Annotated in this window: 16 protein-coding genes and 2 pseudogenes; 17 read left to right on the forward strand and 1 reads right to left on the reverse strand. The window is 38.6% G+C overall.

Features of this window, described 5'->3' with window-relative positions; all coding sequences use genetic code 11:
- From OKC24_RS18220 to OKC24_RS18250, 7 genes and pseudogenes are all read left to right on the forward strand, one after another.
- Nucleotides 1-229: pseudogene (locus tag OKC24_RS18220) on the forward strand (hypothetical protein); the annotation flags it as partial.
- Between the two features lie 30 nt (nt 230-259).
- Entirely contained in the window at nt 260-664 is a 405-nt protein-coding gene (locus tag OKC24_RS18225; RefSeq protein ID WP_265466132.1) for a DUF1064 domain-containing protein, read from the forward strand.
- A gap of 9 nt (nt 665-673) precedes the next feature.
- Nucleotides 674-1,210: a hypothetical protein gene (locus tag OKC24_RS18230; protein WP_265466133.1), complete on the forward strand. Its 537-nt coding sequence runs from the start codon at nt 674-676 to the stop codon at nt 1,208-1,210.
- A 155-nt stretch (nt 1,211-1,365) separates the two neighbouring features.
- Nucleotides 1,366-2,025 carry a hypothetical protein gene (locus OKC24_RS18235; protein WP_265466135.1) on the forward strand — a complete coding sequence of 220 codons (660 nt, stop codon included), beginning with the start codon at nt 1,366-1,368 and terminating at the stop codon, nt 2,023-2,025.
- Between the two features lie 704 nt (nt 2,026-2,729).
- Entirely contained in the window at nt 2,730-2,903 is a 174-nt protein-coding gene (locus OKC24_RS18240) for a hypothetical protein (RefSeq protein ID WP_265466136.1), read from the forward strand.
- Nucleotides 2,904-3,070: 167 nt separating this feature from the next.
- Nucleotides 3,071-3,391 carry a hypothetical protein gene (locus OKC24_RS18245; protein WP_265466137.1) on the forward strand — a complete coding sequence of 107 codons (321 nt, stop codon included), beginning with the start codon at nt 3,071-3,073 and terminating at the stop codon, nt 3,389-3,391.
- A 41-nt stretch (nt 3,392-3,432) separates the two neighbouring features.
- A pseudogene (locus tag OKC24_RS18250) lies at nt 3,433-3,753 on the forward strand (hypothetical protein); the annotation flags it as partial.
- 1,141 nt (nt 3,754-4,894) lie between these two features.
- On the opposite strand, the gene OKC24_RS18260 reads toward OKC24_RS18250, so the two are convergent.
- Entirely contained in the window at nt 4,895-5,224 is a 330-nt protein-coding gene (locus tag OKC24_RS18260; protein WP_130148746.1) for a lysozyme inhibitor LprI family protein, read from the reverse strand.
- Nucleotides 5,225-5,414: 190 nt separating this feature from the next.
- On the opposite strand from OKC24_RS18260, the gene OKC24_RS18265 reads away from it, so the two are divergent.
- The 10 genes from OKC24_RS18265 (at nt 5,415) to OKC24_RS18310 (ending at nt 11,926) form a co-directional block, all read left to right on the forward strand.
- Nucleotides 5,415-6,191: a hypothetical protein gene (locus OKC24_RS18265; RefSeq protein ID WP_265466139.1), complete on the forward strand. Its 777-nt coding sequence runs from the start codon at nt 5,415-5,417 to the stop codon at nt 6,189-6,191.
- Between the two features lie 9 nt (nt 6,192-6,200).
- Nucleotides 6,201-6,578: a HEPN domain-containing protein gene (locus OKC24_RS18270; RefSeq protein ID WP_130148750.1), complete on the forward strand. Its 378-nt coding sequence runs from the start codon at nt 6,201-6,203 to the stop codon at nt 6,576-6,578.
- Nucleotides 6,579-6,641: 63 nt separating this feature from the next.
- Nucleotides 6,642-7,292 carry a phage baseplate protein gene (locus OKC24_RS18275; RefSeq protein ID WP_265466140.1) on the forward strand — a complete coding sequence of 217 codons (651 nt, stop codon included), beginning with the start codon at nt 6,642-6,644 and terminating at the stop codon, nt 7,290-7,292.
- A gap of 3 nt (nt 7,293-7,295) precedes the next feature.
- Entirely contained in the window at nt 7,296-7,589 is a 294-nt protein-coding gene (locus OKC24_RS18280) for a phage baseplate plug family protein (protein ID WP_265466141.1), read from the forward strand.
- The gene (locus tag OKC24_RS18285; protein WP_265466142.1) at nt 7,586-8,596 is read left to right on the forward strand and encodes a phage protein; all 1,011 of its coding nucleotides are present in this window, start codon (nt 7,586-7,588) and stop codon (nt 8,594-8,596) included. Before OKC24_RS18280 ends, OKC24_RS18285 begins: the two co-directional genes overlap by 4 nt.
- Nucleotides 8,577-9,254 carry a Gp138 family membrane-puncturing spike protein gene (locus tag OKC24_RS18290; RefSeq protein ID WP_265466143.1) on the forward strand — a complete coding sequence of 226 codons (678 nt, stop codon included), beginning with the start codon at nt 8,577-8,579 and terminating at the stop codon, nt 9,252-9,254. The genes OKC24_RS18285 and OKC24_RS18290 overlap by 20 nt, the downstream gene beginning before the upstream one ends.
- A 174-nt stretch (nt 9,255-9,428) precedes the next feature.
- The gene (locus OKC24_RS18295) at nt 9,429-10,022 is read left to right on the forward strand and encodes a baseplate wedge 1 family protein (protein WP_130148764.1); all 594 of its coding nucleotides are present in this window, start codon (nt 9,429-9,431) and stop codon (nt 10,020-10,022) included.
- Nucleotides 10,012-10,623, forward strand: coding sequence for a hypothetical protein (locus OKC24_RS18300; protein WP_265466144.1), 612 nt, complete (start codon nt 10,012-10,014; stop codon nt 10,621-10,623). Before OKC24_RS18295 ends, OKC24_RS18300 begins: the two co-directional genes overlap by 11 nt.
- 77 nt (nt 10,624-10,700) lie before the next feature.
- Nucleotides 10,701-11,135: a hypothetical protein gene (locus tag OKC24_RS18305; RefSeq protein ID WP_130148768.1), complete on the forward strand. Its 435-nt coding sequence runs from the start codon at nt 10,701-10,703 to the stop codon at nt 11,133-11,135.
- Nucleotides 11,132-11,926 (forward strand): hypothetical protein, encoded by a 795-nt coding sequence (locus OKC24_RS18310; protein WP_265466145.1) that lies wholly within the window; start codon nt 11,132-11,134, stop codon nt 11,924-11,926. Before OKC24_RS18305 ends, OKC24_RS18310 begins: the two co-directional genes overlap by 4 nt.
- Nucleotides 11,927-12,074: the final 148 nt, after the last annotated feature.

Genomic DNA, 12,074 nt, shown 5'->3' on the forward strand with positions numbered 1-12,074 from the left:
TTTGGCTTATGAGGCATTCAAAGACAATTACGCTGATGTGATTCAAGAGTATGCCGAGAAGGGGATAAATCAGGCTGTTTGGGAGAAGCCAAGATTAATGAAAAGCGAAAGCAGATGGAAGATGCTCTATTTTCTATGCGCCAACAGGCGCTCATGCTGCGTGAAGACATGGATGGCTATAAAGATCCAGCTCAAATATGTCAATCAGAAGGTGTTGATATGTGTGTGAAGATTTTGGAAAAAGCCCTGCGAGGTGACAGTGACCAGCATCTCACTCGCTGATTACCACGCTCAATACGCGCCCAAGACTAAAACCAAGTCTGGGCGTTCTAAATACAACTCACAGCGCATGGAAAAGGATGGAATGAAGTTCGATAGCGCCAAAGAGTATAAGCGCTATATCGAGCTAACAGCGCGAATGCAGCGGGGTGAAATTTCAGAGCTTAAGTGCCAGGTGAAATTTGTCTTGGCGCCTAAGGTTAAGCTGGAGGGGGAGAAAAGGGCAAAACCTGAATTGAGATATTTTGCAGATTTCACATACATCAGCGAAGGGCACCTTGTGGTGGAAGATGTGAAGTCAGCAGTTACGCGGAAGCTGCAAAGCTATCGCAATAAGAAACACTTGATGAAAACAGTGCACGACATCGACATTAAAGAAGTTTGAGGACAGGGTATGAATGCAGTAACAGCAACAAATTTTGAATGGTTAGGGCGTGAAATGCGTGCAAAAACTGCTTGTTATGAAGTTAGTGTTGCTGCAACGGGTGAGCGTCCACCGAGCTGGGATGAAAAGATCGGGGTGTTTGGAAAGATGGATGATGAATTGCAAAAAGATATAGCATACCTTCTAGCTAACGGTGACTTTGCAGATACCACTGTAGAACACAAACGAATTGAAGAGCATCTATTTAAATCTATTTACGCTGTAGCTGATACTGAAAAGAAGTACAAAAAAGATGAATTACCAAAAATCTGTCGCATGATTGCACGTATGGAGCTGTTTTTCTTTTTATATGATTTTCTTGAGGATGATTACAAATTACAGGGTCGTTTACGCATGGCTGGTTTGCTTAGTATTATGGATGTAAAAACCTACCAGAATAACTGGAAGCACTATGGAGATGCGGTAAAGCAAATGCTTGTTGAAGCAAAGCTTGCTGCTAATGACCATATTTACAATTACAAAAAACAGCTCAATATTAAAAATTGACATTTAAATCCTGAATTGGTATGTTTATGTTATAGTGACCGAAGTGTACGTAAAGCACTAAAGTTAATTAAAAAGCTCATCGAAAGGTGGGCTTTTTTGTTTTATGGGATATTGCTATTATTTGATGAATCCATATCAAATAAATCATTAACCACATGAAGCAAGAAATTTTAAATATGATATTCATTTTCTTAATTATTGCTTGGGTATCTTTAATTATATGCTTCTCAGTAAATGGCTATCCAAACGTAAATGTAATTGTTACACCTGTGTTGTTGTTTATTGGTTTTTGGATTTGGATGAAGCAGGAGAGAATGAAGAGAAGGGCTGATGCAGCTGAAGAAGTAATCAAAAAATATGATGCATTTGAAAGTCGGATACTAACTCTATGGAGATGCTTATCAATTAAAGACTATCAACTAGATGAAGATACACAAGATTATGCTAATTTAAAAATATTATTAGAAGATATTTTAAATAAATTTTCAAGTTGTGATGATGCAAAAAAAGAGTTGTATTCAAGCATCAGGATATTTATACGAAGAAATAATTTGAATTACGAGTACGTAGATATTTCCAACTTTATAAATGAATTTAATGAATTAGATCTTTTTTTGACTTTAGTTGGGAAGTTAGAGATTGTTGCAAGTGATGGTAAAAATTTTCAAAAAATAGCAAGACAGCGTGATGAGATTGATAACTTTCTTAGAAATGCGAATTTTGGAACCAATTCGGAAGTGGTATATATTTTTGATAAACCAAGAAAATCTATAGAAAAATATACGAAAGGCGCATTTAACTTATTGGTTTTGTGAGATTGATATTTCTAGAGTGCTACATTCTAATTTCTGTAATTCGCTGTATTTAAAATGGTCTATTTACACCATATTAAAATTGCTTAATTTTCAACTACCCAGTATTTCCAGATATATAACAACGAAAACTCGGTCACTTGATCGGGCTTTTTATTTATTCTAAATAATAGATTAAGTAGATCTAATAATATGATTTAGTTGGCATTATTTTTATATTTGATATATTTTGCCACTGAAAACTAATTTTATTTAAATGATAATCACTATCAGAAACTAGCTGTAGTTTCTTACCTTCCAAGGTACTTAGTTTACAAGCCCACGCCCAACTACTACTGGAGTGGGCTTTTTTTTGCATGGGGAAACATATGCTCCAATTTGTAAAATGCTTATTTGGCTTTCACGGTGTGACTGAAATTCACCATTGTAAGGATGGGGATATGGAAGTTTGTCGGAACTGCTTTAAAGTGAAAAATATTAAATAATTTGCAGAACGTATTACGGCAAACAAAACCCCGCTCAATATGCATTATTGGCGGGGTTTTCTTTTCTTATTTGGTGGTGGGTATGCCATTTGATGCTCAATATAAATACTTTGATCTTTACTACAAGGTTGTGGATGGGATTGTTTATACATGGGTTCAAAACCACTGGTATAAAACAATGCTTAACTCAAATTGGTTTGTGAAAGATTTCTTGGTGGTCTTATGACAGACAAAGTACAAGCGAAACAAGACTTAGAATTTTGCAGTGCTGAGCTGTCTAAGTATCAGAGTCTTAGTCGGGCCGGGTTGACTCGGGGTGAGATGCTGGCGATTGATGGCATCATGATTAAGTTGAAAGAGCGAATTAAGAATTTGCGTGAAGTGTTTTTTGTTTAAATAATAATTGGATAATTTTGATATATTCTTTACTCACCTTAATTTTAAAAGAAACAAAAAATGATGAATTATTCGAAATTAGAGAGCCTATANTGTTTTTTGTTTAAATAATAATTGGATAATTTTGATATATTCTTTACTCACCTTAATTTTAAAAGAAACAAAAAATGATGAATTATTCGAAATTAGAGAGCCTATATGATGCGTTTATATCACATGAAAAGTTCCCAATTATTGAAGAACAAGCGGAAAGGGTATTGCAACACCCAGAATTAGATGAGAAGAGCAAAAAAATAGGCAACTGGTCTTACAACATTATGTTCCTATCAAACTTCTTTGATCGAGCGAAAGGTAGTCTTTTTCAGACTTTTGAACATTTTACTGTTTCAGTTTCTGATCGAGATATTGTGTTGAATCTCTCCAATGCACCAAATTTCAAGGATAGAGATGCTTATTTGGCGTGGATGCATAAGGAATTAAACAAATAAAATTAAACCTCCTTCTGGAGGTTTTTTAATGGGCGTAACATATGAATGCAGATGACTATTTCTGGAAAACCAAGAAGCGCCCACCTAAAACCAAATCACGCGCTAAACCTTTACCCAAGGCAACAGAAAATTATCTAGAGGCTGAGGAAGATTTCGAACAAGCGCTCAATGTCCTGGATATCAAATACGAAAAGAAATTCCAGTTTAAATCTACAAAGCATTGGCGATTTGATTTTCATCTTATTGAACAGCGAATTTTAGTTGAGATTGCAGGCGGGCCTTGGTCTGGTGGGCGCGGTGGGAAACTGGCAAATAAGGCCTGGAGCTTGGATCGTTACGATGACGCTGCTGAAATGGGCTTTAAGTGGACTAATGGTATTGATACCATCATCAACAAGATCAAAGATTTTTTAGATATTCTCGAGAAGATCAAGGACAAGACAATTGAGTTTATCCAGAAAATTATCAAAGACCCTGCAGGTGCACTCAAGGAAGTTGCAACCAAGGTAGATGAGGGCGTGAAAACGGTTGCGAATGGTGCTGGGAAAGCAGTTCAGGGTGCTATTGGTGGAGGGATTGCAAAAACATTAGCATTTTTGGGAAATGAGGAAGCTAAAAAAGCCGTTGAGATAAATGAGGGTAAATCTACCGTGACTGCAAAGGAATTGGCGGTGGGTGCGGCTAAAGCGATTCAGGGGGGCGTTAAGGAGGCGGTTAAGTCTGGTAAGGAGTTGAAGTTATCAGAGCGGGATATCGTTGATATTATGAAAGTAGCGTCAACCGAGGTGGTTGGGGGTCTTAAGGGTAAAAACTTTGAGAATCAAGCTGCAGGTGTGATTGATACAATTTTAAATAGGGCGGCTTCTGGAAAGTTTGGTGGTGGTGTGCGGGATGTTGTTAACCAGCGTTGGGCGTTCTCGGATATTAATGCTCCACGCAAAGGCGCATACGGAAGTGTGCAGAATGTACCAATGAGTCGCGTTAGTAAACGAATGGAAACTTTTGTTCGCAATTACTTGGAAGCTCGTGCAAATGGTAAAGATTCAAGCGTGGGATTGAACATTTCTTATGCGAACCCATTTTATCTGGGTGAAGCTAGTGCAGCTACAAAGAAATGGGTTCAAGAAGTTGATGAGCAATCAAAAGAAACGGGACAAAGATTTGGGGTGGGAAAGGCAGTTCATGTTCATGGAACACCGAGTGCTGATAAACATAAAATGCCCAAACCATACTTTATCTCAACTCCAAAAACGAATGAGGTAAATGCATTAGATTTTGGTTCAGGCTGGAATTTGCAATCTTATGCACCACCTTTAGGTAATCCACATAAATCACAGATCAACAAGTCTAATGCTATGACAGCTAGTAGTGTTGTGGTGCATCAATCGTTTCAGACTGATATGACACTTAATGGTGTTGGTAGTCCAGTGGAATCTGCCAACGCCATTAGACGCCAACAAGAGAACTCACTAGCAATTATGGCAAGAGGGGCAAAGGGTGTTTTTATAGGTTAAACATTTCTTCCAAGAAGGCAATGCGCTGTTTATACAGTATAGATTGGCAAGTTAAATCATAGCTAACGGTTGCAGGGCTTCCTTGTGTATCGGCAACTACAAAATCGCCGCATTGCAATTCCTTGAATTTCAACCATGATTTCTGGGAAGCATCCAACTCCATCTTGGCTTCTGTTTGTGAATAAGCCTTTTTGTAAACAGTGTTGAGCTTACTTTTGAGTGATTTTATTTCTTTATCCAACAGTTGCATATCCTCAAAACTTCCTGCAAAAGTTGAGCTACATAAAGCCAAGGCTACGATAAGTAGTAGTTTTTTCATGAGGTTGCCTCTATGTTATTGGTTTTAATGCTAAACCATTAATGTAGTTGTTTATAAGGGTTAAGCCCTGAGCTGGCAAATACCGGTTTTATTGATTGTAAAACATTGACCCAAAAAAACAGTACAAAAGAATAGTTAATTGATATAATAAGTTGACTTATGCCATGTTTTGAATTGAGAAAATAAGCCAATGAATCCAGCTGTTAAGACAGTTTACTCAGACTTAGTAAGCGAAATTTTCTCAAGTACCATTAAAACCAAAAGTGAGTTCAAAATTCAATCGTGGAGAAGAAAGGCTGAGAGCTTAAAGGCGGTTGATGTTTTCCAATACAAGCTCATGTTGGCTATTTTGGATGCCTATATTAGTGAGAATGATAGAGCTAGAAGTGTGGCTGAATCAGCCCTTCTTTTAACTCAGAGTGAATCTTATAAAGGAATGGCATATAGGGTTATTGGCAATTGCTATGCACACCAAGGATTGTATAGGGAGGCTTTAGATTCATACTGGGCAGCATATAAAGTCACTTTAGACTCCACGTATTTTTTTGCTTTTTTTGGTACTGCAGTAAGTTACGATTTTTATGACGAGAGGATGAATGAAATGAAATCCTTAAATGAGAGTGATCAAAAATACATTAAGACTGAATTAAGCAGCCTTAATAAAGAAATCAGTAAATTAGAAAATAGCAATCTAAACTTGGAAATTTACAGGGATATCCTGAGCTCGGCTTATGCTGTGTTTTTTTCAAGTTGTGCTGGTAAGATTATAAGATACCCAGATGTATCAGATTCAAATGTTTCAACTATTTTATTTAATCCAGAGTTGGATTTAGCAACTATTGGGCTGTTGAATGATGAGATGAGCAATGCTTTGGTGGATTTACTTGAAAAATATGAGTATGAAGAATTGCTGAAATACCCAATTATATTTACATCTGATGATTATTCTATTCATACAGAAAGATAAGGAAGAGTTGTGGATAGTATTGAGTTTTTAAGTTTCTCAAAGAAAATTATTTCCTTATCACCATTGAGTGAAATTGATTTTAGACAGGCTGTGAGTCGAAGTTATTATTGTGCATTTCATCAAGTAAATGAAAAGGCGATTAGTCTCGGGATACCAGTTAATGCCTACAAGGGTGGCACACATAGATCATTAAGAGAGACATTGATCGCATTACGGCCGGCCAACAATAAGTTAAAGGGAATCGCCTTTAAGCTTAATAATTTCCACATCCTGAGAGTAGAGTCGGACTATAAACTCGATGTCGAGGTTACTGATAAAACTGCAAATGTAGCAATTCAAATGTGTGAAAAGATCATCAATGATTTAGATGGTATTCATAGTCTTTGATAGGTTGGTATCAAATTCAAGCCCACTATTTGTGGGCTTTTTTTTACCTAATGGAAAGCAAATATGTCAATAGGCACACTTATAGATGGCGGCCTAGGCGCTGTCACGTCATCTCAGAATACTGAGATTCTAGGTTCTCTTTTACTTTCGGGCCGTGGTCGAACAATCATGGGGCTATTTGCTGATGTAACAGTCGAAGAAAAGCACAAAGATGAGTTGAAAATCACCGAGCATCCAACAGAAGTGGGTGCAGCCATTTCAGATCACGCTTACAAGGAGCCACCAGAGGTAACAATAAGGGTGGGCTGGTCTGAAAGTGCTGGTGCGTTAAATGGCTTTCTTGGCGATACGGTTTTAGGCGGAAATACAAGCCTGACAATTGTGTATCAAACTCTGTTGCAATTGCAGGAGCAGGTTTTACCCCTAATAGTCTCAACAGGTAAGCGGCTTTATACAAATATGTTAATCAAGTCTCTTGGGTGTACTACGGACCTACAAACCGAAAATGTCTTAATGATCGACATTGCGTTCAAAAAGGTCATAAGAGTTAATACTCAAACTGCATTCATTTCTATCGAAAATCAAGCAAGTCCAGAAGCTACTGCGGGTGTGGCGGATGGTGGAACCGTACAACCGCAAGAGGTCAGCACCTCCATTTTAGGGCAGTTGGTTGGCGGGGCTCAGGTTGGTGGAGCTTGGAAACCTATGTGGTGATTTATGATTTATGAAATTCCATTAAATTACGGCAATCAAAAATTTAATATCAAGCTTGGCGCTACGCAGTACAAGCTGCAGCTTATTTATCGCGCCAGCCGTTGGTATTTAGATATTTTTGATACCGCAGAGAATCCATTGATTGCAGGACTGCCAATGGTAGCTGGAGATAATCTACTGGCCCAGCATCAACATGTTATTAAAGGCTCATTGTATGTATTGAATATCGATGAGGATGAAAGCCAATCTTTTAGCGATCTGGGCGAAAACATAAAACTGTATTGGAGCGACTCATGACAATGCAATGGATGCGTAACTGTCGGCTAACGATTCAGGTTGATGAAAATGCACCTGAGGCACTAGACTTTACTGAGTTCAAAATGACTTTTGTGGTCAGCCAGCCAACGAAAGAGCAACCTAAGGCTGCAGAGATATATATCTACAATTTATCGCATGAGACCATGAATAAACTGGCTGGTGTGGATGATGATAAGAAAAACACTCAGGTTATCTTAGCTTGCAGTTATGGTGATGATGAGCCTGAGGTTATTTTTAAAGGTCGTGTGTTTCAGTACCGCCGTGGGCGATACGACCAAGTTGACACCTATCTTTGCATTCTAGCCATTGCTGGGGATCGGGTTCGCAATGATGCGACCATTACTCAATCTGTGCCTGCAGGTACACCAATTCAAGGCCTAAGTGACCTGATTGCTGAAGAGGTCAAAAAATACGGCATTGATGCTGGCGAGTTGGCTAAATTGAGTGATCAGAAATACCCGCGCGGCCGCACATTATTTGGCAGTTTTCATGGGTTTATTGAGCGGGTTGGTCGGGAGAACAATGTCACCTTTGATTATTCAGAAGGTGTTTTAAACTCCACTGATCTGGATAAATTCTCAATCCAGCCTATATTTATCTTATCTGCTGAAACAGGCATGGTTGGAATGCCGCAACTCACCAGCGAGGGGCTTGTTGTTAAGTGCTTACTGAACCCAAAACTTAAGCGCATGGATCGGATCAAAATCGATCTAACAAATTTGCAGTCTGAAAACTATGATATTGCATATAGCGGTCAGCAAGTGGATCAGCCTCACAAAACACCAAAGCTCGCAACCAATGCACAGGGCATTTTTGTGATTCAGGCGATTGAGCACAGCGGTGATACGCGCGGTGATGAGTGGTATTCAAATATGGTTTGCACTGCACTTGGGGCGGTGGTGCCAAAAACAGGCATCTCCATAAGTGCAGTCGATGAAAGTTGGACACCTCAAGCGGGAGAGGCAAATGGCACTAACAATCAATGAACGCTCACCCGATCTGTTTAGCATCATCAAGGATACGGTTGCTGCAGAGGTATTGGGATTATGGACCTCATTACCTTGTGAAGTGGTGAGCTATGATCCCAATGCTGTCACAGTAGAAGTGCAACCTTTAATTAAAATTCCCGTGCGTACGCCTAATGGCAATATTGAAATGCTGGAAATTCCAATACTGCAGGATGTTCCAGTCATGTTTCCCTGCGCTGGTGGTTTCACCATTACTCATCCAATCAATGTGGGGGATGAATGCCTTGTTAGCTTCTCATCGCGCAATATAGATCTGTGGTGGCAATCTGGCGGGGTTCAGAATCCCTTTGATACTCGGCATCATGATTTATCAGATGGCTTTGCATTTTTCCGACCGCAATCACAGGCAAACAAGATCTCGAATATTTCAGCAGATAGCCTTGAGATCCGCAGTGATGACAATGCAACGAAGATCCAAATCACAAAAGATGGGGTCTTTAATTTTATTGGCCAGAAAGCTGTTTTCCATTGTGCTGTGGAAATGAAAAAGACATTGACTGTTGATGGGCTGATTGAGTCACTCACAGACGTTGTGGCTAAGACAGTTAGCTTGCTAAAACACCTCACAACCGGTGTTAAATCTGGATCAGATACATCAGGGCCACCAAAGCAATAGAATAATCAATATGAGGGGCGCGAAAGCGTCTTTTTTTATGCGCTATAGAAAACTTTCAAGTGATGGCGACTATGTTTTTGGGGCGGGCAAGAATGATTTTCTTGTGAACTCGCCAGAAGCCGTAGCTTACTGCGATATAGACAATATTGAGATTAATACCTCCGGGGGATTCTAGTGGATGCACGTAAATACATAGAGCTTCTGACAAGCCAGCATCGAGATAAACCCAGATTTAGGGAGATGGTGGAAGCCTCAATTAGCCCGCTGATTGATTGCTTAGAGTGCCTTAATGGCCTTGATAGTAAATTCGACTTAGAGACTGCAGAAGGGGATCAGCTACAGATTATTGCCGACTGGCTTGGAGCGCCAAATTCAATACCAAACTCCATCCCAGTTCCATACTTTGGATTTCAAGGTCAGCCTGAGTCGCTACCGTGGCGAGAAACTAACGATCCAAGTTTTAAGTCTGGATACTGGCGAGAGTCGGGTATGAGTGGCTATACAGCCTTAAAGATGACACCGCAATTATTTAAGAGGGTGATCAAAGCTAAAATACTGCTAAACCAAAGCGATTGCTCTGAACTTTCAGCTAAAGAAATTATTTCTTTAATTACTGATAAGCCGTTTAAGTTTAAAGACAACAAAGACATGACTGTAACTTTCTTATTTTTAGAGAGTTATGAGCAATTTGAAAGAGAGCTAGTTAAATTAATGTTTCCTTTGCCGTCAGGTGTAAGGTTGATTTTTGAGGGTGAAGATGACTATTGATAAACTTACCGTTTTCTCTGAAGCGGGCGATAAAAACACAGATGAACTAAATCTATCTCAGGGCTTTCCATTAAAACTGCAACCAGCAAGACAGTGGATGAATTGGCTTTTCAATAAAATAACATTAAAAATTAATAGTGTTATTGACGGATTGGGTGAACTAGACACTAATAAAGTTAACACCACAGATATTGTTGATAATTTGGAATCTAATGATTCTAAAAAACCACTATCAGCAAGAATGGGTAAAAAACTGAATGATGAAAAACTCGATAAAGCTGATTTAGCCGAAGGCGAAGCGCCCATCTTTGCAGCTCGCGCATGGGCGAATTTTAACGGCGGTACAGGTGAAATACGCAAGTCTGGAAATGTTGAATCTGTGGTTCGGAACAGCCACGGAAATTACACAATTACATTCACCAAGCCAATGCCGCACAAGGATTATGTGGTAATTACTGGGGTATCTAATTTTGGTGCGGGCACCAACTTTGGGGTTGTTTCTCAGACAGTAGATGGCTTTGTTTTACAGTCAGTGTATGGCGGCGATAACACAATCGCCTTATTTGATCCAACTTTAGCTATGGTCACTATTTTTTGTTGATTTAAGGTTTTTTATATCCAAAGTTAAACAATCTATACCGTCTTAATGCGGTTTTTTATTGCCTGAGAGAAAGTGAAATGGCGACAAATTGGAATGAAATTCTAAGTAATACTAATAACTTGAATGATGTATTGGCGATTCTGAAAAAGATTCTAGGATTGCTGGAAAATAAGGTCGATTCTGTAGCTATCACAGAATTAAGAGGTCAATTTGAAGACTTGAAACTATATGTTGAAAACCTATTGAGTGAAGTTGTTTTCACCACAACAAACCCATCATTAAATATCAATAATGGAACAATTCAAATCTTAACCCTGATCAAAGACGGGGCATTAACTGCAAGCCTGCAATCAGGTCAATCAATGACATTGTTGATTGATTTAAAAGGATTTAATCTAAACACCTCCTTTAAGAAAGCACAAAATTTTACATTGAGTGATGGTGAAAATCTTTGTGTGATTTTTAAAATTGGTAATGAAGTTTATATAGCTTCTGGCGGGGCTTTCTTATGATTTTAGCAAAGCGCTTAATAATGTGTTTACTTAAAGATAAATGGAGCAGCTGGAACTTAAATGCAGATGTAACGGTTACAAACGGTATTGCTCACTACACAGCATATAAAACAAATCAGCGTGACTATTACGATAGTTATGCTGATTTAGATTTAACAGCGGCAATCGTACGTTCGTTACATGATGATGATATGCAACAATGGCAAGCTGTAATTGATGCTTGTAATGAATTGACAGGGGTTACGAATTGGACATTTGATACGCACAATAGTTGGGTTTTGTATGAAGTAGTCCCTATAAACTTTCCATTTCTGCAGCGCATTTGGATTGCTCCCGCATATGGATCATCGGACCCTGATTTTGCTCTCTACTTTGATAATCCTGAAGGCGCTTGTAGGGCACTTTCAGAATACTTTGCACTACAATCTCCAGCCAACAAATATGTCTACAGGTACACTGGGCCAATCATCGATCATGGAACTTATTCTAATGCTGAATGTTATTATGGATCGACGATTGATGGGGGGACTACAAGTACTCAAATGACTGATAGTTTTAACCCTCATTATGATCCAAATTATACTCCAACTTTTAATTCAATCTCATTTGAAAAAATAGCAGAAAAAATCATTTCAAACACATCATCATCAAATCAAGCAATCTCTTTGCTTGCAGAAGCTTATTTAGAAAATGTCGCAAAAAGTATCTTTGCTGCAAATGAATCAAAACAGTTTGTAAGAATGGCTGATTTGATTGAAAAATTTGAACTCAATAAATTTTTAAGAATATAAAGCTGCAAAAATTTTTACAGCTTTTAGCGACTGAACAATGGGTAGCTAATTAACCCAACAAAACACCACAAGCCCTATCGTTTATAAGCATAGGGTTATTGCCAAAAATTAGGGGAAATTAATGGACGACTTCTCAAAACAAGTCGCT

Source organism: Acinetobacter entericus (assembly GCF_026168575.1).
GTDB lineage: Bacteria > Pseudomonadota > Gammaproteobacteria > Pseudomonadales > Moraxellaceae > Acinetobacter > Acinetobacter bouvetii.